We start from the raw sequence: 22,217 nt of genomic DNA on the forward strand, positions 1-22,217 counted from the left end.
TCGCAACGCCGGACAGGCCATCCCTCCGGCTTCGAACGATTCCCGCCGGAGCCGTGCGCCGGTCGGAGGCGATCGTTCGGACCGATGCCCTGCGTCGAGACGCTTCGGGCCCGAAAAGCAAACCGCCGCCCGAACTAAGGCGATCCGTAAAGGCGCGTCACGCGGGACGATCGTCCAGCCTGTCGCCGCGGACCGCCGCGTCGTACCCGGCCAGCCATTGGTCGTGGGCCGCCATGCCCTCGGCATAGGGGCAGTCTTCGCGGCGGAGGTTCTTGCCCGGCGCGTAGAAGCCGAGCGCGTAGTGGTCCAGGTTGTCGTCCGGCGGCTCCGACATCGATGGCTCTCCCGTATGCGTAGGGCGGCGGTGCCGCGGCTTAAGTCATCACCTCGGCGAGGATGCACGGCACCTCCGCCGGAAGCTCGCGGGCGAGGAAGCCGATTCCGCCGTAGCGGCGCGCCAGCCGGCGGCCCGCCTCGCCGTGGGCGTAGACGCTCCAAAGGGCCGCGGCTTCGGGCTCGGTTCCGCGCGCGAGCAGGCCGACGATGAGGCCCGCCAGCGTGTCGCCCGATCCCGAGATCGCCAGCCCGACATGCCCCATCTCGTAGCACCAGGCGCGGCCGTTGGGGGAGACGACCTGCGTCCGGCCGCCCTTCATCACCGTGATCGTCCCGAAGCGCTCGGTGGCCCGGCGGGCCGCCGCCAGCGGGTCGGCTTCGACGGCCTCGCGGTCGATGTCCAGCAGCTTGGCCATCTCGCCCGCGTGCGGGGTGATGATCGCCGGCTTGGGCAGGCGGCGCGTCAGGTCCGGATCGGCGCGCAACGCGGCGAGCGCCCCGGCATCCAGGACGATGGCTGCCGTGTCCGCCCCGCGGACGAGCGCGGCGACCACGGCTTCCGTGTCCGCGTCCTCGCTCATCCCCGGCCCGCACAGGATCGCGTCGCTCGCGCCGGCCCGCTGCGCGAGATCGTCGGCGCAGGCACGCCCGATGCCGCCGGCCTCGGTCTGTGCCAGGCCGATCACCAGGGCTTCCGGCACGGCGATCCCGATCGGGATCGCGAGGTCGCGGCAGACGCCGATCTGCAGCTTTCCCGCCCCGACGCGCATCGCCGCGTTGGCGCCGAGCAGGACGGCGCCCGGCAGCGCCGTGCAGCCCGCTACGATCAGTACGCAGCCGCGCCCATCCTTGCTGTCGCCGTCCGGATCGGGAGGGGCCATGCCGCGGAGCACGTACTCGGTCAGCGGTGTGACGGCGCTCATGGCTTCCCTCCGGTCCTTGCCCCAAGGGTCTGACGGTCGCTCAGCTCTTGGTGTCGGGTTCGGAGGTAACGGTGGCGCCCTGTGCCTCAAGGGGTGCGACGAAGTTGTAGCGGATCAGGTCGAGGGCACCACCGGGTGTGGCGCGCGCAGAGGGGACGTACTCAGTGACCCCGCAATTGGCGATGTCGCCCTCGGCGTCGATCGCCAGGATCTCCCCCTCGGTCATGTTCTCCAGGAGGTAGCGCAGGCACAGGACGACCACCTGGTGGGCGACGAGGAGGATGCGCTGGCCTTCGTAGTGCAGGGCCATCGTGTCGAGCGCGCCGCGCAGGCGCAGGATGACGTCGCACCAGCTCTCGCCGCCGGGCGGCCGGTGGTAGAACTTGCCGAGGTCGCTGCGCAGCGCCGCCTGCTCCGGGTGCAGCTGCTCGATTCCGGCGCGCGTAAGCCGGTCGAGGATCCCGAACTCCTTCTCGCGCAGGCGCTCGTCGACGAGGAGCGGCGGGGTGTCCGCGGCCAGCGCACCGGCGGCGCGGATCCCCTCGGCGGTCTCGACCGCGCGGCGGTAGGGCGAGGCCAGGACGAGGTTCGGACGCTGGTCCTCGGGCAGGCTCGCGAACCAGCGGCCGAGCGCCTCGGCCTGCCGGTGGCCGAGCGGGCTCAGCGGCACGTCCACGTCGCGTTCGGGAATGTCGATCCGCGCCGCGCCCGAGGCCTGCGCCGCATCGCGGGCGACGTTGCCGGCGCTCTCGCCGTGGCGCACGATCCAGAGGTGAAGCGGCTGTCTGTGCGGCACGGGGATCTCCAGCGCGTCCACCGGTCCGGTCGGCGCAGGTCTCGTCATACGGCGTCGTCGCGCGCGAGACACGGCGACGACGCGGGATCGCATCGCCCCGCCCTTGGGCGCGATGCCGGCAGGGCGGGCGAGCGCACGAAGAAGCCCGCCGCGGCGAACCGGGCGGGCTGAACGACGTGCCGTCGTCGCGAAGCCTACTTCGCGGTCGGGGCGCTGCCGCTGTTGACGGTGCCGCCCGCGCTCGGGCCCGCACCGTTGCCGGCGGCACCGGGCGCGACGGGCGCCGTGGTGGCGCTCGGCGCGGTGGTGCCTGCGTTCGGGACGGTGCCGGTGGTGGTGGACGACCGGCCCGCGGCCGACCCCTCACTGATCGTGCCGCCGGCCGACGGCCCGGCGCCCGGGCTGCCGGGGCCGCCGTCGGAGGCTCCGCCCTGGGCGAAGGCGGCAGTGCCCATGGTCAGGACGAACGCGGACGCGAGCGTGATCGACTTGAAAGACAATGTGTTTCCTCCGGTGGATTACCAAACTCTGCTGAAGAACCAGCTTGCGCCGTCTCCGTTCCACACGAGAAAGCCGGCCTGGATTTCCCCGGCCGGGCCCCTCGATCGTCGGGCTTCGATCGGCGCGTCTTCAAAGGCGCCTTCAGCGCGTCCTGGCACCGAGCTTCGTGCTGATCGTCCGTCCGCCGCCACGGCGCATCATGTGGCGCCGCATGGTGTGGTGGCGCATCATCGAGCGGCGCGTCATCCGCACCTGCACGGTCGGGGCCTCGGGCTGGACGAGGCTCGGCGCGGGCGCCGGCGTCGCGGCGGAGACGGCGCCGGCCGACATCAGGACGGCGCCGAAGGCCGCGGCCGCGATCGCAGAGGCTGTGAGACGGGTCTTGGTCATCGGTGCCGGATCCTTGCTGCCGCACCGGGTCGGTGCCACGGCGTGAAACCACGGCCACGATCCGATCGTTCCTCGCCTTCCGGTTGAGAAGGTGCCAGCCGGCCCGCCTCAGCCGATCAGGAAGTGCACCAGGATCAGCGCCAGCGCCGCGCCGCCGATCGCGAGGCCCATCAGGACGACGCTGCTGAGCTGGTCGACGCCGTCCACGTCCTGGCCGATGCGATGCTCGACGCTGTTGGCGCCGTGGCCCGGCCTGTCGGGAAAGGTGGGTTGTGCCATGTCGATCTTCCTCGCGATCCGAAGGGGTGATGCGGGGGCAACGCGACATCGGACCGGTCGGTCCTCGACGTTCGGCAGGCGATGCAACATGCCGCGGGTCGCGAAGTCCCGGGCGCAGCGCGCTCCGAGCCGATGTGAACCAAAGCCTTCGCACGCCGTTGCAAGTGCCAGCGACGGGAGTGGATCGATGAAGACGCTTTGCACGGTGATGGTGGTGGGCCTGACGATCGCCGGATCGGTCGCGCCGGCCTTGTCCCAGCCCTACGGCGGCCGGGACTACGGCTACGGCGAGCGCGAATCCGGGTATGGCGGCCGCGACGACCGCTACCGCGATCGCGACCGGGGCTACGACGACCGCGGCCGCGGCGGCGGCCGCGGCGGTTTCGGGTTCGACGAGGCCGAGTACCTTCGCTGCAACCCCGACGTTCGCCGCGCGGTGAGCCGCGGGCAGGTGGATTCGGGCGCGGCGCATTACCGGGTGTTCGGCCGGCGCGAAGGCCGGCGGTTGAGCTGCTGAGCCTCCGACGACGCGGTCGGCCGGCACGACGGCCTAGCGGAGGCGATCTCGCCAAGCCCGGCCGGAGAGTCGCGTAGGGTCGACGGCGGCCGCCGGTTCGCCGACGGCGCGGTCGGCCCGATGCAGATATGCACCTGGAGCGTAGCAACGCCGTGTGGTTGCGCTTGCCGGCGCACTTGCCAGCATCCCCGCCATGGCCGCATGCAGCACGCGTTGCCGCCGCGAGCCCCAGCCCACGATGTCCCCTCCGCCCGCACCGTCGAGCACGCCGACCCATCACGGCCTGCCTCCGGCCCAGCGCGGGCGGGCGATGGTGGCGGTGCTCACCGGCGTCGCGCTGGCGACGCTCGACACCGCCATCGCCAACACCGCGCTGCCGACCATCGCCGCCGATCTCGGGGTCGATCCCGGCGCCTCGGTGTGGATCGTCAACGCGTACCAGCTCGCGGTGGTGGCGACGCTGCTGCCGATCGCGGCGCTGGGCGAGATCGTCGGCCAGCAGCGGATCTACGTCGGCGGGCTGATCCTGTTCACCGGCGCCTCGCTCGTCTGCGCGCTGGCCTGGTCGCTGCCGACGCTCGTTGCGGCCCGCGTGCTCCAGGGCGTCGGCGCGAGCGCCCTGATGGCGGTCAACATCGCCCTCATCCGCTTCATCTATCCGGCCCACCAGCTCGGGCGCGGCGTCGGCCTCAACGCCTTCGTGGTCGGCGTCGGCTTCGCGGTCGGCCCGACCGTCGCCTCGCTGATTCTCGTCGCGGCGCCGTGGCCGTGGCTCTTCGCCGTCAACGTGCCGATCGGGCTCGCCGCCCTGGTGCTGGCCTGGACCGCGCTGCCGGAGACCGGCCGCTCCGGCCACCGCTTCGATGGGGTCGGCTCGCTGCTCAACGCGTCCGCCTTCGCCCTGCTCGTGCTCGGCCTCGGCGAGGCCGCGCACGAGGGGCCGCTCTGGCGCATCCTGGCGGAGGCCGCCGGCTCGGTCGCCTGCTTCCTGCTGCTGCTGCGGCGGCAGGCAGGGCATCCTGCGCCGATGCTGGCCGCCGACCTCCTCCGGCGCCCGCTGTTCGCCCTCTCCGCCACGACCTCGGTGTGCTCGTTCGCGGCGCAGGGGCTCGCCTTCGTCTCGCTGCCCTTCCTGTTCCAGCACACGCTCGGGCGCACGCAGGTCGAGACCGGCTTCCTGATGACGCCGTGGCCCGTCGTGGTCGCGCTGATGGCTCCCCTGGCCGGGCGCCTCTCGGACCGCTACCCGCCGGGCCTGCTCGGCGGGATCGGGCTCGCCGGACTCGCCGTCGGCATGGGGCTGCTCGCCGCCCTGCCGGCGAGCCCGACCGTCCTCGACATCGGCTGGCGCATGGCGATCTGCGGCGCGGGCTTCGGCTTCTTCCAGGCGCCGAACCTGCGCGCCATCATGACGAGCGCGCCGCCGGCGCGATCGGGCGGGGCAAGCGGCATCGTCGCCACCTCCCGTCTCCTCGGCCAGACCATGGGCGCCGCGCTCGTCGCCGCCTGCTTCGCGATCGCGGATGCGCATGGGCCGGCGCTCGCCCTGGGGCTCGGCGGCGCCTTCGCCGCCGTCGCGAGCGTCGTCAGCTTCCTCCGGCTCGCCGTCGCCCCCGAGGACACGGCGAGACCGGCGTGAGGCTGCGGGGCCGGACCTCGGCGCCGCGTTAACGCTTCATCAACCACGCGCCGGCCACGGTGTCCCGAGGAGAGACACCGCCATGAAGCGACGCCCCAGCCGCGACTTCGATGCCCTGAGCCAGGCGCAGATCGCCGCCGGCCGGACCGACACCCGGCGCGTAGATGCCGGCCGCCTGATGCCCGCCTCGGCGCCGAAGCGGATGGCGGACCTCCTCGACGCGATCCAGCACGTGACCGAGGCGGCGACGGGGGAGCGCAGCTTCCTCCACGTCCGGCCGCGCCCGTGACGCCGGCGCGCTCGTCCGGCGACGGTCTTGCGATGATCACGCTGGGCTTCGTGGTGATGCTCGCGGCCGCCCTCGGCCCGGCGGCGATCCTCGTCGCCGCCCCGGCGCGCCGTCGGTTCCTGCGCTGAGCGCGGGGCCTACGAAGCCGGCCCACGTCACGCTGCGGGGCGCGCCGCCTGATACACGGCGAGGAAGATGCGGACGGCCTCGTCCACGTGCCGTTCCATGTCGGCGCGGCTGCCGTCGTCCTTGTGGGGGATGAACAGGCACACCGGAACCACCTTCCCGATGATCAACCCGATGAACATGGTCGCGGCGAGCAACGGGTCGTCGCCGATGAACGCGCCGTCGCGCCGGGCCGCCTCGAGGTAGTCGGTCAGGTGCCGCTGCGTGCGGCCCGGCGCCATCGCGTAGAACGCCTCGCCGAGGGCCGGGTTGCGCTGGACCTCGGCGACGATGATGCGGGCGAGCGCCGTCATCTCGGGCATGATCATCGCGCCGTAGAGGTTCGTGCCGAAGGCCCGGAGCACCGCCGGGAGCGGGCCCTTGCTCCCGAGATCGGTCTCGATCCGCTGCCTGAGATCGCGCGTCCGGTTGCTCACGACCTCGATGAACAGGTCGTCCTTCGAGCCGAAATGGCGATAGAGCGTCTCGGTCGAGGCCCCGGCCTCGTTCGCCACCATCTTCATCGTGGTGTCCGAGAACCCGTGCTGAAGGAACACGCGCTCCGCCACAGCGGCGATCTCCTCGCGACGGCGCGATCCGCGCGGCACACGAATCCGAGAGCCATCAGCCGAACCGTTCGTTTCGCTTGACATCACCATCCAGATTGAGGGTAGAAACGAAACGTTCGGTTCGGATAACTCGCCGCACCGTACGGACGATCGCCCACGCCGTCTCGCTGAACGTGCGGTGGGACGAAAGGTTTGCATTCATTCCATGCGTGACGTCGATGCAAGCACCTCGTCCGGCCTGTCCAGGCCGTCGCGGAGTCGACGCGACCTGCTCGACGTCGGCTCGCCGCCCCGGCAGGGCGGGCCAGCCCGCGATGCCGACGACCGCCGTCGCCCCGCCCGCGATGCGTTGCGCGTCGTCCGGGATCGGCCCCGCGACGGCAGGGACGAGGAGCCGTACGCGGACGAGCGGGATCACGGAGATCCCCGTCGCAGCCGCGACGCGCGCGACCACCGCTCCGAGGGCTGGCAGGCCCGCGAGCGGCAAGGCGACGACGATCGGCACGGCGACGACGATCGGCAAGACCACGATGGGCGAGACGACCATCGGCAGGACGACGATGATCGGAAGGGCGGCGACGCGAAGGACCGGGACGACCGCGGCGGCAAGAAATCGGACGGAGACGACAAGGGAGCGGACGAGCGCGCGCGCAGGAAGCGGCGGCCTTGGGTCATCGGGATCGCCGTGGTGGTCCTGCTGCTGCTCGCCGGGGGCGGCGTGACCTACTGGCTCGCGACCCGCGGGACGATCAGCACCGACGACGCCTACACCGACGGCAACATCGTCACGATCGCGCCGCAGGTGGCCGGGCAGGTGATCGCGCTCGAGGTGACGGACAACCAGTTCGTGCACAAGGGCGACACGCTGTTCCGCATCGACCAGCGCCAGTTCGTCTACAGCCGCGAGCAGGCCCAGGGCCAGTTCGCCGCGAGCAACGCCCAGATCGCCAGCCAGCGGCTCGGCGTCGAGATCGCCAAGAAGAACTTCCCCGCTTCCCTCCAGCTCGCGCAGGCGAACCTCGACTCGGCCAAGGCCAACCTCGCCCTGCAGCAGGCCAACTACGACCGGCAGAGGAGCCTGCCCAAGCTGGCCACGACGCAGCAGGAGGTCGAGACCAACGCGTCCAACTACCAGCAGGCCAAGGCGCAGGTCGAGCAGGCCCAGGCCCGCCTCGTCCAGGCGATGCCGGTCCAGCAGAACATCGGCCAGTCCGAGCAGCAGGTCGACCAGATCAAGGGCCAGGCCGAGCAGGCCAGGGCGCAGGTCGCGCAGGCCAACCTGAACATCGAATGGAGCGTGGTGCGGGCGCCGCAGGACGGCTGGGTGACGAAGCGCAACGTCAACGCCGGCGACTACCTCACCGCCGGCCAGCAGGTCATGTCGCTGGTCACCACCGACGTCTGGGTGACGGCCAACTACAAGGAGACCGAACTCGACGGCATGCGGACCGGGCAGCGGGTGCGGATCGCGATCGACGCCTATCCCGACCTCGACCTGCAGGGGCACGTCGAGTCGATCCAGCGCGGGTCGGGCTCGAAATTCTCCGCCTTCCCGGCCGAGAACGCCACCGGCAACTTCATCAAGATCGTCCAGCGCGTGCCGGTGAAGATCGTGATCGATTCCGGCCTGAGGAAGGAGGAGCCGCTGCCGCTCGGCATCAGCGTGGTGCCGACGGTGATGCTGAAGTGAGCGGGGCCTCGGACGGCTGGAAACCTGCCCACAACCCCTGGCTCATCGCCATCGCGGTGACGCTGGCGGCGTTCATGGAAGTGCTCGACACCACCATTGTCAACGTGGCCCTGCCCTACATCGCGGGCTCGCTCGCCGCCTCGAACGACGAGGCGACCTACACGCTCACCGCCTACCTCGTCGCCAACGGCATCGTGCTGACCATCGCCGGCTGGCTCTCCGACACGATCGGCCGGAAGCGCTACTTCCTGATCTGCATCGGCATGTTCACGGTGGCCTCGTTCCTGTGCGGGCTGTCGCAGAGCCTCGGGCAGATCATCCTGTTCCGCCTGATGCAGGGCTTCTTCGGCGGCGGCCTGCAGCCGAGCCAGCAGGCGATCATCCTGGACACCTTCCCGCCGGCCAAGCGCGGGGCGGCCTTCGGGGTCACGGCGGTGGCGACGGTGGTCGCGCCCGTCCTCGGGCCGACGCTCGGCGGCTACCTCGTCGAGCACGCGACCTGGCGCTGGATCTTCTTCATCAACGTGCCGGTCGGCATCGTCACGCTGTTCGTCAACGCCTACCTGGTCCAGGACCCGCCGGCCGCGGCCGAGAAGCGCGCGCGCGGGCTCGACTACGTCGGCCTGGCCCTGATCGTCGTCGGCATCGGCTGCATGCAGATCATGATCGACCGCGGCGAGGTCAACGCCTGGTTCAGCTCGTCCTTCATCCGGATCATGGCCGTCGTCGCCTTCCTCGGGATCTTCGGCGCCATCTGCTGGCTGCTGACGGCCAAGGCGCCTGTGGTCGACCTGATGGTGTTCCGGGACCGGAACTTCGCCGTCGGCTGCCTGCTCATTGGCGCGGTCGGCGCCCTGCTCTACGCGGGCTCGGTCCTGATCCCGCAATTCGCGCAGCAGGTGCTGGGCTACACCGCGCTCGATTCAGGCTTCATCCTGTCGCCGGGCGGCGTGGCGGTGATCGTGCTGATCCCGCTCGTCGGCCTGATGATGAAGGTCGTGCAGACCCGCTACCTGATCATGTTCGGGTTCGCCTTCATGGGCGCGGCGATGTTCTATTCGAGCCGGATCGCGCCCGACATCGACTTCCGGACCCTGGTCTGGATGCGCACGCTCCAGACGGCGGCGCTCGCCTTCCTGTTTGTGCCGATCTCCACCGTCGCCTACCTGACGCTGCCCCAGAAGTACCGCAGCGACGCGTCGGCGCTGTTCTCGATGTTCCGCAACGTGTTCGGCTCGGTCGGGATCTCGCTCTCGACCGCCGCGGTCACGGAGCGGACGCAGGCCGACCAGGCCCACCTCTCGACGTTCATGACGCCGCTGCGACAGGGCTACGCCACGCTGATCCAGGAGACCGAGCAGACGCTGCGCTCGCTCGGGCGTGCCGCCTCGGTGGTGCACCAGCAGGCCGTCGCCCAGACCTACCAGACCTACACGAAGCAGGCTCAGATCCTGGCCTACAGCAACGTGTACCAATACGTGGCGCTGCTGGCGTTCCTCGTCGTGCCGCTCTGCTTCCTGATATCGGCCCGGACCGCCAAGGCCGAGGGCGGAGGACACTGACATGACATCCCGCCGAATGTTCGAAGGCCGGTCCCGCGCGAAGGCCTCGGCTGCGCTGTCGGGCCGGGCCTCCCTCCTCGCGCTCGCCGCGATGCTCGGCCTGGCCGGCTGCACGGTCGGCCCCGACTTCTCCGTTCCGCCGACGCCGCTCGCCGATGCGAGCGACTACCTCGACACCGGCGTCCCGGCCCGGGCGGCACGGCGCCTGACGGCGCGCACTAGCCAGGCCGAGCCGGACATCGCCTGGTGGCAGGCCTTCCGCGATCCGATCCTGACCCGGCTCGAGGAGCGCGTGGCCGCGCAGAACCTCGACGTGAAGACCGCGACCGCGCGCCTGTTCGAGAGCCGGGCCCAGCTCACCACCGCGAACGCCGCGACGCTGCCGACGATCGGCGGCACCGGCAACGCCTACCGCATGCAGTACAGCCAGAACGGGACGATCGGCCTCCTGTCCGGCTCCCTCGGCGGCCTGACCGGCGGCGGGGCGGCGGGCGTCAACCCGACCGCACCGCTGACCAACGGGTTCGAGAGCTACACCCTCGGGCTCGACGCATCGTGGGAGCTCGATCTCTGGGGCCGGGTCCGCCGCTCGGTCGAGGCCGCGGAGGCCCAGGCCGACGCGTCCGCGGATCAGCGCCGCGACATCCTGGTCTCGAGCCAGTCCGACCTCGCCCGCAACTACGTGCAGCTGCGCGGCACCCAGGAGCAGATGCGGATCAACCTCGCCAACATCCGCGTCAACGAGCAGATCCTCGACGTGGTGCGGGTGCGCCAGCAGAAGGGCCTCGTCACCGGCCTCGACATCGCCAGCGCGGCGCAGCAGGTCGAGGCGATCAAGGCGCAGCTGCCCGGGCTGCAACAGCAGGAGATCCAGCAGATCAACGCGATCTCGCTCCTGCTCGGCGAGGCGCCGCTCGCCCTGTCGCAGGAGCTGGTCACCGCCCGGGCGATCCCGCCGGTGCCGCCGCGGGTGCCGGTCGGCATCCCGTCGACCCTCGTCCTGCGCCGTCCCGACATCCGCGCCGCGGAAGCCAACCTGCAAGCCGCCGTGGCCGAGATCGGGGTCGCCGAGGCGCAGTTCTTCCCGACCGTGACCTTGAGCGCCAGCCCGACCGGCAACGCGGTCGATCCCGGAAAGATCTTCCGGGTCTCGTCGCTGCAGTACATGAACGTCGGCCCGTCGATCTCGATTCCGCTCTTCGACGGCGGCCGGCTCAAGGCGAACCTCGTGCTCCAGCGCGCCCGGCAGCAGGAGGCGGCGATCGCCTACCAGAAGGCCGTGCTCCAGGGCTGGCACGACATCGTCAACGCGCTCGCCGCGTTGCGCGCCGACGAGGGCCGGCGGGCGCGCCTGTCCAGGCAGGTCGGCGATGCGCGCCAGGCGCTGTCGCTGTCGCGGTCGCGCTACGAGCAGGGCGTCGACACCTTCACCACGGTCCTGCAGGCGTCGCAGACCGTGCTCCAGGCGGAGGTCAACCTGGCTCAGGCCACCGCCGCGATCTCGACCGACTTCGTCTCCCTGTCGCGGGCGCTCGGCGGCGGGTGGGAGACGACGTTCCCGAGCGGCCGGACGCCGCCCCTGTCCCTGGCGAAGGTCGGCGTCCCGCTCGCCGACCTCGTCCACGACGCGCCCGCCGCACATTGAGCGGGCGCGCGCGACCGGGCGCGCGGCGTCGGCGTCAGAACGCGTTCGCGACCGGCCTGAAGGCGCGGACGAGGTCGGTGTCGAGCCGTCCGCCCATCCCGACCAGGATGTCGTAGGCCTTCGCGTTCGGCATCGGCGCGCGATAGGGGCGGCGCTCGATCAGCGCGCCGAAGATGTCGCAGATCGTGACGAGGCGGACGAGATCCGGGATCGCGCGGCCGGCGAGCCCGTCGGGATAGCCCGAGCCGTCGAGCATCTCGTGATGCGAGCGCACGACCGCGAGCAGGGTGTCGTCGAACCCGCGCCCCACCAGCATGGCGTATCCCAGCGCGGCGTGGGTGCGCATCACGGCCATCTCCCCGTCGTCGAGCCTGCCCGGCTTGTTCAGGATGGCGGGGTCGATCTCCATCTTGCCGACGTCGTGCAGCAGGGCCGCCTTGACGAGGTGATGGCAATCGGCCGCTTTCAGGCCGAGGATGCCGCCGAAGGCCGCCGACAGCCCGGCCACGAGCATGCAGTGCCGGTGGGTGGCGTCGTCGAAGCGCCGGACGGCGCGCACCCAGGAGCGGATGTCGACCTCCTGCACCGCGCTCGCCACGAGCTTCGTTCCGGCCTCGATCTCGGCCGGCGTGACCGAGCGGCCGGGCACGAAGGTCTTGCGCAGGAACTGCTCGGCCATCTCGCCGTAGCGTTGCATCGCCGCCGGCATCGGCGCCGCCCGCTCCAGCAGGCCCGTCAGGGTATCGACCAGGGCACCCGCGCCGGCGGCGGCGCTCAGCAGGCTGGAGGCGCCCAGGAGGTCGGCGTACGCGCGCGTGCGGCCGCCGTCGTCGTGCAGCAGGCAGACGTAGGGCACGTGCTGGCCGCGAACCCGCTCGAGCACCTGGCGCAGGCGCTGAAGCGCCTCGGAGGTCAGCGCCTTCACGTCGCTGACGATCAGTCGCGGCGGCCCCGGATACGGCTTGTCGTCGTAGAGGTCGTAGATGGTCGAGCCCTCGAAGTTTCGCAGGTCGCGTGCCAGCCGTGCCGTGCGGGCCGGGTCGTCGCTGATCAGAAGAAGCTCGGCCATGACGGCGGTCCATGTTGGATTTTCGTTGTCGCGCTCAGCTTGGACAGATTACAGATAGACCTCCCCCATCATCTCGAGGTCTGGCGCCGGGAACGGCAGATCCATGCTCGAGATCATCCCAGCGCCCGCGACGCTTCGCGGACCTGCCGCGTCGCGTGATCCACCCGCTCGCTGGCCTGGGCGATCATGTCCATGCCCGACGCGATCACCGACACGCCGCGCGAGGCGGTCTGCATGCTGCCCGAGATCTCCTGCGTCACCGCGGACTGCTCCTCGACCGCCGCCGCGATCGCGTTCGACACGTCGTTGAGCGTCTGGATCGTGGTCTGGATCGAGGCGATCGCGTCGACGGCATCGCGGGTGGCGTTCTGCGTCGCGACGATCTGGCCCCGGATCTGATCCGTAGCCTTGCCGGTCTGCTCGGCCAGCGCCTTCACTTCGGCCGCCACCACGGCGAAGCCCTTGCCCGCCGCCCCGGCGCGCGCTGCCTCGATCGTGGCGTTCAGCGCGAGCAGGTTGGTCTGGGCGGCGATGCCCTGGATCAGGGCGACGACGTCGCCGATCTGGGCGGCCTGGCTGCTCAGGCCGGCGACGATGTTGCCCGTGCGCTCGGTCTGATGGACGGCCTGGCCGGCGATCTGAGCGGCGTGGCTGACCTGCTGGCTGATCTCGCCGACCGAGGCCGAGAGCTCCTCCGCGCCCGAAGCCACGCTCTGGATGTCGCCGGAAACGCGCGCCACCGTGGTGGCCGCCTCCGAGGTCTGCCGCATGACGTCCTCGGTCGCCGCGCCGATCGCATCGAGATCCGTGCCGATCGCCCGCTGCGCTTCGACGCGGCGCTGCCGCTCGCGCACCTGCTCGGTGATGTCGGTCGCGAACTTGACGACCTTGACCGTGCGCCCCTCCGCATCGGTGACGGGGTTGTAGGTCGCCTGGATCCAGACCTCGCGTCCGCCCTTGCCGATCCGAAGGTACTCGGCGGACTGGTATTCCCCGCGGGCGAGCGCCTTCCAGAACTCCTGGTAGGCGGCCGTGGCGCGATCCGCCTCGGTGACGAACATGCTGTGGTGCTGGCCCTTCACCTCGTCGAGCCGGTAGCCGACGGCATCGAGGAAGTTCGCGTTGGCGGTGAGGATCGTGCCGTCGGGCTCGAAGGCGATCACGGCCTGCGACCGGTGCAGGGCGGCGATCTGGCCCTCGAGCTCCAGCGCTTCCTGCTTGTGGGCGGTGACGTCGGTCGCGAACTTCACGATCCTGACGGTCTTGCCGGCGCGGTCGAGCACGGGGTTGTAGGAGGCCTGGACCCAGACCTCGCGGCCTCCCTTGGCGATGCGCCTGAAGGCGGCCTGTTGCGACTTGCCCTGCGCCAGATCCGCCCAGAACTGCCGATACGCCTCGCTGGTCGCATATGACGGCGGGACGAACAGGCTGTGATGCCGCCCCTGGATCTCGTCGAGGCCGTATCCCATCACCGCGAGGAAGTTGGCGTTGGCGGTAAGGATCTTGCCGCCGGGGTCGAACTCGATCACGGCCTGCGATTTGTCCAGCAGATCCGCCGCGATCGATGCGCGATGATTTCGAAATGTCAACATGCCGCCCCCCGTCCAATCATCGGCTTCCCAGCGTGCTCGTCCTTCGAGGCGAGAATTCGTACAGGCAGGCGATGAATTCCAGGCACAACCTAGACTATAAATAGTTAAGACCGGCTTATACTCCTGTCAGAATTGGCATCGACATGACGATCCGCCGACGAGATCACGTTTGTGATACTACGCATCGCAAAATTGATACTTTCCGCGACTTTCCATACCTCTGGTTGAACATTGGGTGATCCTGGGTTCCACCGCGGCATCACCGCCTCGCCCGCGATGGGATGTCGGTGGTCAGGGGCGACCGGATGCCTCGCGACGGGTCTGGGTCGGTGCACACCCGTACATGCGGCGATAGCGCTGCCCGAAATCGCTCATGTGGACGAAGCCCCACCGTCTTGCGATGTCTCCGACGGAGAGATTCATGTTCGAAGTCGCGACGAGATCTTCGTGGACGCGCATCAGGCGCTGCTGGATGATGTATCGGAACGGCGTCTGGTCGACCGACCGGCGGAAGTTGTCCTGCAACCCGCGGACGCTCAGCCCGGCGGCCGCGGCGATGTCGCTCAACGCCAGGGGCGTGGCGAGATACGTCTGAATGTAGTCCTTCGCGAGGCTCAGGCGCGACGGCCGGGCCTGCCGCCGGACGTCGGCGATCGCCTCCGCCCGCCTCGGCCAGGCCGAAAGCAGTTGATACCCCAGGATCTCCTGCATCAGCGCCAGGGTGTGATCGCCCGAAGGCTCGACCTCGAGGCATCGGCGATAGATCTGCCGCATCGCGCAGTACAAGGCTCTGATGCCGGGCGCCCCCATGTCGGCGCCCCGGGCGAAGGGCGGGAAACCGGTCGCTTCGCCGCCGGTCAGAGCCGCGTTGATGGTCGTCAACGCCTGTTTCGAGATCGAGCAGCCGAACAGGTGGAACCCGTCCGACGATTGCGCATCGCTCAGATCCTGATGATCGGCGAGGATCGCGGTCGTCGGCGCCCCCATGGCACGACCGTCCTGGAAGACGTAGTTCGTATGCCCGCCCAACGTGAAGTTGATCGTCACGATGTCGTAAGCGGATTTCGGCCTTCTGCTGTAGGGGCCGACGGACCTCACGTCCCAGAAACTGAGCAGATCGCTCTGGCTGCCGACGAGCTCGATCTTGATCTCGGACGACCGCCCGATCTCGAACTGCACCGGGACCATGTCCCGATCGTTGAAATCCCGGACGTTCGTCGCGGAGCCGATCGACTCGGCTATGCGTCCCCTGGGTCGCCAGATCCCCGCCCTCGAATTCGCCTTGCCCTTCATCGTGCCCTGTTCTTGCCCTGGCCTATCTCCCGACCGCACCGACGATCATTCCGCGAAGGACGTGAGGATCGGGATCTCCGAGCCGCGATCTCTTCGGCTGCATGCAACGCCCGTCGAAAGACCTGCGGCGGCCCCCGTCGCGAGGCGCTTCGAGGACACGGATCGAGCCGATCCAAGATCCCCGACGTTTCGATCCGCGACCCTCGGCGTATCCGCGCGAGGGGATGCCGAACGTTACTGAATCGTGCCACATCTTATGAAACAATCGTAAGTTGGTTGTAGCTTCCGACTTTTCTACCGCTGCAACGATCGACTTTTATCTATGCAAAAGGAGCTATCTGTTTTGCCCGAATCCCGCGACGATGGCAGGCATCACTTTTCCGCGGTCTTCGGACCCGACGAATATCGCCGACGATCGTCCGAATAGTTTCGTGATGCGGCACTCAGAATAGCAGTATATTATGAGACAGAATTTCGATTTATAAAATATAGATAATACAGAAAAGTGTTTCAAGGCGATTGTCTTTGCTGAGATCGTCCGTGACGCGCACTTCCGCAGGTCGGGGGACGTCATCGGCGAGACGCGATGTTCCGTCGGCGCGCTGCTGCTGAATGGGGGCGCTCGTTCGCCGCGCGATGGACCCGGCCGGGGCTTGAGGGCCGGCGGCGCCGCGCGCTGCGGCGATCGTGCCGGCTGTGCCGGGTCGCGATACGCCGGCGGGAAGCCGCTTCGTCGGCGGCGTCGGCCGTGATCGGGACCGCACGCAACGTGGCCGTCGGCATCCTCGCCGACGCCGATCCGGAGGCGCCGCGGCCGGTCCGGAACCGGTCAGGCGCCGGAGGTCGCCGCGCCGCCGTCCCGCATCGCCTCGGCGACGCTCTCGAAGGCGGCCACCACCGCCTGCGCATTCGCCTGGCGGATGGCGTCGAGGTCGGGGCCGCCGGCGCCGGGGATCTCGATGTCCGACATCTCGGCGCTGAGGCTGCGCCCGAGCGCGCGCACCCGGTCCGGCGGCAGGCCGCTCTGCTCGAACACCAGCACCGCGACCGTCTGGACGAGCACCCGCAGGGCGGAGGCTTCCGCGAGCCGCTCGACTGCTTCCTGATTGATCGCCATCGCCACCCCGCCGCCCGGCTCCGCCCCCGGAGGCCGGCTCATCGTCGTCGCCCCGCCATGCCCGAGGCCGCGTCCGGATGGCAACCGCTAATGCGCGTCGTCGGTATCCAGCGTCAGTCCGGTTGCATGCGGCGGGCTCCCATCGGCGAGGCTCAGGCGGCCTTCGGAAGCCAGTCGCAGAAGGCGCGCACGGCCGGGTCCTCGGCGCGGGCCTCCGGGACGTAGGCGTGGTAGCTGCGCGCCGGCAGCGCCGGGCCGTCGAAGGGCAGCGTCAGCCGGCCGGCCGCCACGTCGTCGGCGATCAACCGCTCCGGCCCCATCGCCACGCCCAGCCCGTCGAGGGCGGCTTGCAGCGTGAGGTAGAAGTGCTCCAGCGTCACCGAGCGCGCCGGGCCGAGGTTCGGCACGCCGGCGGCCTGCAGCCAGTGCAGCCACACCTCGGGCAGCGTCGCCGCGTGCAGCAGCGTGTGGCGCTCCAGGTCCGCCGGCGTGCGGAGCGGCAGGCGCTGCAGCAGCGCCGGGCTGCAGACGGGGATGCGCCGCTCGGTCAGGAAACGCTGCCGGACATAACCGGGGCACGTGTCCGGCCCGCCGCGGATCGCGACGTCGAACGGCTCGACGATGTGGGCGAGCGGCACGTTCGAGGTGGTCAGCCGGACCTCGATCGCCGGGTTGCCGCGCTGGAAGGCCGAGAGGCGCGGGATCAGCCAGCGCAGCGTGAAGGTCGCGAGCGCGTTCACGTGCAGCACGCGCGCCTGCCCCCGCTCCATCTGCCGCGCGGTCGCGAGCGCGACGCGGTCGAGGGCGGCCCCGATCTCGGCGAGGTAGCCCCGCCCGGCTTCCGTCAGGACGACGCGACGGTTGTGGCGCTCGAACAGCGGCGTCCCGAGCCAGGCCTCGAGCGCCTGGACGTGCCGGCTCACGGCACCGTGCGTCACGCCGAGTTCCGCCGCGGCCAGCGTGAAGCTCTGGTGCCGGCCGGCGGCCTCGAAGGCCTTGAGCGCGTTGAGCGGCGGCAGTCGGCGATGCATGCGCGTCAGCTTTCCTCACACGCGCGTCAACATAAGGCGTTTGTCAGCCGGCGGCGAGGACGGCATCCTCGCCGGCCATGAACACGGCCAGCAACACGGACAGCCGCTCCGCGCGCCCACCGAACCTCGCCGCCCCATCCGAGCCGGCCCAGGTCGCGGAGGCGGGGCGCTCGCTCGCGGTGGTCGGCCTGAACCACGCGCTCCACGACGGCTACACCGACCTGATCTACGTGCTGCTACCGGTGTGGCAGGCGGAGTTCGGCCTCGGCTACGTCGCGCTGGCCGTGCTGCGCTCGCTCTACGTCGGCGCGCTGGCCGGGCTGCAGATGCCGGCCACCGCCGTCGCCCGCCGGCTCGGCCTGCGCACCGTGCTGGTGCTCGGGACGCTGCTCGGCGCGGCCGGCTACGCTCTCGCCGGCGCGTCGGGCGGCCTCGTCACCCTGTGCCTCGCCCTCGCCCTCTCGGGGGCCGGCAGCAGCACGCAGCACCCGCTCGCCTCGGCGGTCATCGCCCGGGCGTATGGAAAGGCCGCGCGCGGGCCGCTCGGCACCTACAACTTCACCGGCGACCTCGGGAAGGCGGCGCTGCCGCCCCTCGTCGGCTTCCTCCTCCTCCGCGCCGAATGGCGCGCCGTGCTGTGGATCGTCGCCGGCCTCGGTGCCGCGGTCGCGATCGCCGTCGCCGTCCTGCTGCCGCGTGAGCCGGCGTCGCGCGAAGCCGAGCCGGGCGAGCCGCGGGCGACCCCGGCCGGCGGGGCGCGGGAGGGCCGGGCCGGGTTCGGGCTGCTGGTGGCGATCGGCATGCTCGACAACGCGGCGCGGCCGGCCTTCCTCATCTACCTGCCGTTCCTGCTCCAGGCGAAGGGGGCAGCGCTCGCGACCGTCGGGATCGCGTTCGCCCTCGTCGCGGTCGGCGGCGCGCTGGGCAAGGCGGCGTTCGGCCGTCTCGGCGCCCGCTTCGGCGTGACGCCGAGCGTGATCGCCACCGAGGCCGGGACGGCGGCGGCGATCCTCGCCGTCGTCGCCCTGCCGCTCGCGCCAGCCATCGCCGTGCTGCCGCTGCTCGGCCTGCTGCTGAACGGCACCTCCTCCGTCCTCTACGGCACGGTGCCGGAGCTCGCGCCGGGCGGGCACGTCGAGCGTGCCTTCGCCGTGTTCTACACCTGCACCCTCGGCTTCAGCGCGCTGGCGACGCCCCTACTCTACGGGCCGCTCGGCGATGCGGTCGGGCCCGGCTGGGCGGCGATGGCGGCCGCGGCGACGGCGTTCGCCGTGATCCCGCTGGTGCTCGCGCTGTCGCCCCGGCTCGCGCCGGCGCGGCGGTCGTGACGCCCATGCCCGGCGACCGCGCATGACCCCGCTCGTCCTCGCCTGCGTCGTCGGCGCCGCGATCCTCCATGCCGGCTGGAACGCGGTGCTGCGCGGTGGCAGCGACCGGCTGTGGTCGATGACCCTGATGATGATCGCCGTCGCCGCCGTCTCGGCGGTCGCGGTCGCGCTCCTGCCGTGGCCGGACGCGGCGAGCTGGCCCTACGTGATCGCCTCCGCGCTGATCCACACCGCCTACAACCTCTCCCTGGTGCGGACCTATCGCTCGGGCGACCTCGGGCAGACCTACCCGATCTCGCGCGGCTCATCGCCCGTCCTCGTCGCCCTCGGCGCCGCGGTGTTCGCGCACGAGACGCCCGGCGCGGTCGCCGTCCTCGGCATCGTCCTGGTCTCGGGCGGCATCCTATCCCTCGCCTTCCAGGGGCGGATGCGGGCGGACTTCGTCCCGGCCGCGCTCACCACCGGATCGCTGATCGGGGCCTACACCGTCGTCGACGGCATCGGGGTGCGGCTGTCGGGGAACAGCCTGTCCTACGCGGCGAGCATGTTCCTGCTGTGGAGCCTGACCATGCCGCCGCTCTACTGGGCGATGCGCGGGACGCCGCCGGCCTATACCGGCGCGCAGACCGCGATGGCGCTCGCCGGCGGCCTGGTCTCGCTGCTCGCCTACGGCATCGTGATCTGGGCGATGCAGTCCGACGCGATGGGGGCGGTCTCGGCCCTGCGCGAGACCAGCGTGGTCTACGCCGCCCTCATCGGACGGCTCTTTCTCGGCGAGGAACTGAGCCCGCGCCGGATCGCGTCCTGCCTCGCCGTCGCCCTCGGCGCGGCGTGCCTGGCGTGGTGATCCGGCCGGGGCGGACCACCGAGGCCGCGGCGCGGCCGCGCACGTGATCGGAAGTGGACGACGGAGGCGACATGGCGAACGACACGACGACCCTGACGGGCCGGTGCCATTGCGGCGCGGTCCGGTTCTCGGCGACGCTCGGCGACGGCTTCCGGTCGATCCGCCGCTGCACCTGCTCCTATTGCCGGATGCGCGGCGCCGTCGTCGCGATGGCGGCGATGGGCGGGGTCGAGATCCTGGAGGGCGAGGCGGCGCTGACGCGCTACCGCTTCCACACCGGCACGGCGCAGCACTTCTTCTGCGCGCGCTGCGGGGTCTACACCCATCACCAGCGCCGGTCCGACCGGACCCTGTACGCGGTCAACGTCGCCTGCCTCGACGGGGTCAGCCCGTTCGATTTCGCGGAGGTTCCGGTGATGGACGGGATCAACCACACCAGCGACACCGGCCAGCCGACCCGGCGCGCGGGCACGCTGCGCTTCGTCCCGGCCGATTGACGCCGGCGGGCCGGCGCAGGCGCGTCTCAGCGCAGGCCGCGGATCGCCATCTCCTCGGGCGCCTGTTCGGCGGCGTCCTGGCGGGCGAGCACCTCGGCGAGGTCGACCGGTCGGTAATCCTGCGCGTCGACGCCAACGTCGCAGGATCGGCTGGTGTCGGGCAGGCAGGCGTGGGTGTGGCCGTAGAGGTGCCGGGTCTCGCGCCAGAAGCCCGGCCACGAGCGATGCGGGTAGTGCGACAGGAACAGGCGCTGCGGGCGGCCGGCGGCATCCATCACGCTGATGCGGGCGCTGTCGACCGGCGGCTCGGCCCAGGGCAGGTCGAGCACGCGGTTGGTGTCGTGGTTGCCGCGCACCAGCCGCTTCACGCCGTTCAGCCGCCGGAAGATCGCGGCGCAATGCGCGCGGCTCGCCTCGGCGGCGAAGTCGCCGAGGTGCCAGACCTCGTCGTCGGCGCCGACGCGCGCGTTCCAGCGTGCGACCAGCGCCTCGTCGTGGTCCTCGACCGACCCGAAGGCGCTGCGCCGGCGCCGGACGAGGTCGGCATCGCCGAAATGCGTGTCGGCCGTGAAGTAGGTCGCCATGGATCCTGGGTCGCTCGAGCCCGGCTGGACGGTCGCCGAGACCCGAAGTGGCGCCCCGCGCGGCCGCCGCCACCCGACGCGGCATTGGACCGCTCTCCGGGCGGCCGGGCGCCGCCGCGCGTCAGGGGGCGTGACGCGGCGGCGGCTCCCGCTCGAGCCCGAGCAGGCCGGCGAGCTGGCCCCGCGCCCGGCTGACCCGGCTCTTCACCGTGCCGACCTGGCATTGCAGCCGGACCGCCGCCTCCTCGTAGGTCAGGCCCTCGGCCCCGACGAGAAGCAGCGCCTCCCGCTGCGTCGCCGGCAGCGTCTCCATCACCGCGTAGAGCCGCTTCAGGGTGACGACGTCCTCCTGATCGGGCACGGCGGTGAGCTTGCCGGCCTGGACCCCGTCCGCATCCTCGACCTCGCGCTTGCGCTTGCGGATCTCGGTGTAGAACTGGTTGCGCATGATCGTGAACAGCCACGCGACCAGGTTCGAGCCCGGCTGGAACCGGTGCTGGTTCATCCACGCCTTCATCAGCGTTTCCTGGACCAGGTCGTCGGTCCGGCTCATGTCGCCGACGAGCGAGAACGCGAAGGTGCGCAAAGCCGGAAGCACCGCCATCAGGTCGTCGCGGAACGCCGTGGTCGGCGTCTCGCCGCGGCTCGCCAGCACCGCCTCGAAGCGGCGCACCAGCACGAGGAGCGGTTCCGGCAGGGCATCGCAGGTCGGCAGGGCAAAGTAGGCGCGCAGCTCGCCGCCGAGATGGTTGCGGACCGCGGCCGCGACGTCGACCTCGTTCAGCTCGGTCTCGAAGGTTTCGTCCCGACCGTTGGAGATGGCGTGCGTCATGCCGATGGAGCGTCCCAAGGTTCTTACGGTCAAGCTCTTTTGAGCCAGTCTAAGGTAATTGCATATTAAATTCTGAGCCGGTGATGAACGGGGCGCGATCGCGAGCGACTTCAGAAATCGTTGCCTCGGCAAGCAACGCCCCATCCTTCGGAATCACCGTGCCGCGCATCACGGGCTCAGGCAATCGCGCCCGGATGCTGAGCTTCGCGGATCACGGGACCGTGCGACCCGAATGCGCTGCCTGAAGGTCGGAACCGATACCATCGCGTCCGATTTCCTCACGGGCAACCTTCTCGCACGGGGAAGGTTGAGGTATCTATTCGTCATGCCTCGCTTGGTTTCCTATCGCATTCACGACCGGGACGACGGCCTGTTCGACGCCGTCGCCAGGCTCGCACCCGACAAGACGTATCGGCGCGAGGGCTTCGCCTCGCTGGCCGAGGTCGAGGACTGGATCGACGGGCTGCGGATCCTGATGGCCGCGATCGGCGCACCGCTCGTGCGGGCGCAGCACGCCACCGGTCTCGACGAGGCCGCCGCCCTTCGTCCGGACGGCGACGCACCCGAGGCGGATTCGCGCTCGGCCCGCGCCCGCCTGCTTCGCTTCCGCGATGCGGTGTCCGGCGCCGACGACGCGACGGACTGACAGGGCCGCCCCGCGCGGCAGGGCCTCGAACGGAGGCCGAGCATGTTCGCGACGGCCTCGTCTCCCGCCGCCGCGCGCAG

25 protein-coding genes are annotated in these 22,217 nt (G+C 70.7%); 10 read left to right on the forward strand and 15 right to left on the reverse strand.

Annotated elements, in window-relative coordinates; all coding sequences use genetic code 11:
- Positions 1-157: 157 nt before the first annotated feature.
- The 6 genes from ACFZ8E_RS23700 to ACFZ8E_RS23725 form a co-directional block, all read right to left on the reverse strand.
- Positions 158-334: a ribosome modulation factor gene (locus ACFZ8E_RS23700; RefSeq protein WP_147729007.1), complete on the reverse strand. Its 177-nt coding sequence runs from the start codon at positions 332-334 to the stop codon at positions 158-160.
- A 40-nt stretch (positions 335-374) separates the two neighbouring features.
- Positions 375-1,259: an NAD(P)H-hydrate dehydratase gene (locus ACFZ8E_RS23705; protein WP_243950809.1), complete on the reverse strand. Its 885-nt coding sequence runs from the start codon at positions 1,257-1,259 to the stop codon at positions 375-377.
- Positions 1,260-1,299: 40 nt separating this feature from the next.
- Entirely contained in the window at positions 1,300-2,055 is a 756-nt protein-coding gene (locus ACFZ8E_RS23710; RefSeq protein WP_243988892.1) for a histidine phosphatase family protein, read from the reverse strand.
- 194 nt (positions 2,056-2,249) lie between these two features.
- The gene (locus ACFZ8E_RS23715) at positions 2,250-2,555 is read right to left on the reverse strand and encodes a hypothetical protein (RefSeq protein WP_243932636.1); all 306 of its coding nucleotides are present in this window, start codon (positions 2,553-2,555) and stop codon (positions 2,250-2,252) included.
- 142 nt (positions 2,556-2,697) lie between these two features.
- Positions 2,698-2,946 carry a hypothetical protein gene (locus ACFZ8E_RS23720; protein ID WP_243950813.1) on the reverse strand — a complete coding sequence of 83 codons (249 nt, stop codon included), beginning with the start codon at positions 2,944-2,946 and terminating at the stop codon, positions 2,698-2,700.
- Between the two features lie 108 nt (positions 2,947-3,054).
- Positions 3,055-3,225, reverse strand: coding sequence for a hypothetical protein (locus ACFZ8E_RS23725; RefSeq protein WP_187274771.1), 171 nt, complete (start codon positions 3,223-3,225; stop codon positions 3,055-3,057).
- 187 nt (positions 3,226-3,412) lie between these two features.
- Between ACFZ8E_RS23725 and ACFZ8E_RS23730 the strand changes: the two genes are divergently transcribed.
- From ACFZ8E_RS23730 to ACFZ8E_RS23740, 3 genes are all read left to right on the forward strand, one after another.
- On the forward strand, positions 3,413-3,742 hold the full coding sequence (locus ACFZ8E_RS23730; protein ID WP_243950815.1) for a hypothetical protein: 330 nt from the start codon (positions 3,413-3,415) through the stop codon (positions 3,740-3,742).
- A 238-nt stretch (positions 3,743-3,980) separates the two neighbouring features.
- A complete protein-coding gene (locus ACFZ8E_RS23735) occupies positions 3,981-5,381 on the forward strand; it encodes an MFS transporter (RefSeq protein WP_243950817.1) in 1,401 nt (466 codons plus the stop codon).
- A gap of 82 nt (positions 5,382-5,463) precedes the next feature.
- Positions 5,464-5,670, forward strand: coding sequence for a hypothetical protein (locus tag ACFZ8E_RS23740; RefSeq protein WP_147727098.1), 207 nt, complete (start codon positions 5,464-5,466; stop codon positions 5,668-5,670).
- Between the two features lie 155 nt (positions 5,671-5,825).
- On the opposite strand, the gene ACFZ8E_RS23745 is transcribed toward ACFZ8E_RS23740, so the two are convergent.
- On the reverse strand, positions 5,826-6,404 hold the full coding sequence (locus ACFZ8E_RS23745) for a TetR/AcrR family transcriptional regulator (RefSeq protein ID WP_187275424.1): 579 nt from the start codon (positions 6,402-6,404) through the stop codon (positions 5,826-5,828).
- A 55-nt stretch (positions 6,405-6,459) separates the two neighbouring features.
- Positions 6,460-6,951 (reverse strand): hypothetical protein, encoded by a 492-nt coding sequence (locus ACFZ8E_RS23750; protein WP_187274773.1) that lies wholly within the window; start codon positions 6,949-6,951, stop codon positions 6,460-6,462.
- 138 nt (positions 6,952-7,089) lie between these two features.
- Between ACFZ8E_RS23750 and ACFZ8E_RS23755 the strand changes: the two genes are divergently transcribed.
- Genes ACFZ8E_RS23755 through ACFZ8E_RS23765 form a run of 3 tightly spaced genes read left to right on the forward strand, consistent with a single transcriptional unit; the run spans position 7,090 to position 11,301 of the window.
- Positions 7,090-8,094 carry an HlyD family secretion protein gene (locus ACFZ8E_RS23755; protein WP_405043975.1) on the forward strand — a complete coding sequence of 335 codons (1,005 nt, stop codon included), beginning with the start codon at positions 7,090-7,092 and terminating at the stop codon, positions 8,092-8,094.
- Entirely contained in the window at positions 8,091-9,656 is a 1,566-nt protein-coding gene (locus ACFZ8E_RS23760) for a DHA2 family efflux MFS transporter permease subunit (RefSeq protein WP_147841903.1), read from the forward strand. The genes ACFZ8E_RS23755 and ACFZ8E_RS23760 overlap by 4 nt, the downstream gene beginning before the upstream one ends.
- A 1-nt stretch (position 9,657) precedes the next feature.
- Positions 9,658-11,301 carry an efflux transporter outer membrane subunit gene (locus tag ACFZ8E_RS23765; RefSeq protein WP_405043976.1) on the forward strand — a complete coding sequence of 548 codons (1,644 nt, stop codon included), beginning with the start codon at positions 9,658-9,660 and terminating at the stop codon, positions 11,299-11,301.
- Positions 11,302-11,335: 34 nt separating this feature from the next.
- Here the strand turns inward: ACFZ8E_RS23765 and ACFZ8E_RS23770 are convergent, their stop codons facing one another.
- The 5 genes from ACFZ8E_RS23770 to gcvA form a co-directional block, all read right to left on the reverse strand.
- Positions 11,336-12,370: an HD-GYP domain-containing protein gene (locus ACFZ8E_RS23770; RefSeq protein ID WP_405043977.1), complete on the reverse strand. Its 1,035-nt coding sequence runs from the start codon at positions 12,368-12,370 to the stop codon at positions 11,336-11,338.
- A gap of 113 nt (positions 12,371-12,483) precedes the next feature.
- Positions 12,484-13,962: a PAS domain-containing methyl-accepting chemotaxis protein gene (locus tag ACFZ8E_RS23775; protein ID WP_147727094.1), complete on the reverse strand. Its 1,479-nt coding sequence runs from the start codon at positions 13,960-13,962 to the stop codon at positions 12,484-12,486.
- 291 nt (positions 13,963-14,253) lie between these two features.
- Positions 14,254-15,255: a helix-turn-helix domain-containing protein gene (locus ACFZ8E_RS23780; protein ID WP_405043978.1), complete on the reverse strand. Its 1,002-nt coding sequence runs from the start codon at positions 15,253-15,255 to the stop codon at positions 14,254-14,256.
- A gap of 829 nt (positions 15,256-16,084) precedes the next feature.
- Positions 16,085-16,414: a hypothetical protein gene (locus tag ACFZ8E_RS23785; RefSeq protein WP_147729600.1), complete on the reverse strand. Its 330-nt coding sequence runs from the start codon at positions 16,412-16,414 to the stop codon at positions 16,085-16,087.
- Between the two features lie 110 nt (positions 16,415-16,524).
- Positions 16,525-17,403: a transcriptional regulator GcvA gene (gcvA, locus tag ACFZ8E_RS23790; protein ID WP_405043979.1), complete on the reverse strand. Its 879-nt coding sequence runs from the start codon at positions 17,401-17,403 to the stop codon at positions 16,525-16,527.
- A gap of 77 nt (positions 17,404-17,480) precedes the next feature.
- On the opposite strand from gcvA, the gene ACFZ8E_RS23795 reads away from it, so the two are divergent.
- From ACFZ8E_RS23795 to ACFZ8E_RS23805, 3 genes are all read left to right on the forward strand, one after another.
- On the forward strand, positions 17,481-18,731 hold the full coding sequence (locus ACFZ8E_RS23795; protein ID WP_405043980.1) for an MFS transporter: 1,251 nt from the start codon (positions 17,481-17,483) through the stop codon (positions 18,729-18,731).
- Positions 18,732-18,753: 22 nt separating this feature from the next.
- Complete coding sequence (locus tag ACFZ8E_RS23800; RefSeq protein WP_147844577.1) at positions 18,754-19,578, forward strand: EamA family transporter; 825 nt, start codon at positions 18,754-18,756, stop codon at positions 19,576-19,578.
- 71 nt (positions 19,579-19,649) lie between these two features.
- The gene (locus ACFZ8E_RS23805) at positions 19,650-20,075 is read left to right on the forward strand and encodes a GFA family protein (protein ID WP_147729667.1); all 426 of its coding nucleotides are present in this window, start codon (positions 19,650-19,652) and stop codon (positions 20,073-20,075) included.
- Between the two features lie 26 nt (positions 20,076-20,101).
- Here the strand turns inward: ACFZ8E_RS23805 and ACFZ8E_RS23810 are convergent, their stop codons facing one another.
- Both ACFZ8E_RS23810 and ACFZ8E_RS23815 read right to left on the reverse strand, forming a co-directional pair.
- Entirely contained in the window at positions 20,102-20,659 is a 558-nt protein-coding gene (locus tag ACFZ8E_RS23810) for a metallophosphoesterase (RefSeq protein WP_147844576.1), read from the reverse strand.
- 121 nt (positions 20,660-20,780) lie between these two features.
- On the reverse strand, positions 20,781-21,491 hold the full coding sequence (locus tag ACFZ8E_RS23815; RefSeq protein ID WP_147844590.1) for a sigma-70 family RNA polymerase sigma factor: 711 nt from the start codon (positions 21,489-21,491) through the stop codon (positions 20,781-20,783).
- A 325-nt stretch (positions 21,492-21,816) separates the two neighbouring features.
- On the opposite strand from ACFZ8E_RS23815, the gene ACFZ8E_RS23820 reads away from it, so the two are divergent.
- On the forward strand, positions 21,817-22,137 hold the full coding sequence (locus tag ACFZ8E_RS23820; protein ID WP_405043981.1) for a hypothetical protein: 321 nt from the start codon (positions 21,817-21,819) through the stop codon (positions 22,135-22,137).
- Positions 22,138-22,217 lie beyond the last annotated feature (80 nt).

The organism is Methylobacterium sp. HMF5984 (genome assembly GCF_045033435.1).
Classification (GTDB): domain Bacteria; phylum Pseudomonadota; class Alphaproteobacteria; order Rhizobiales; family Beijerinckiaceae; genus Methylobacterium.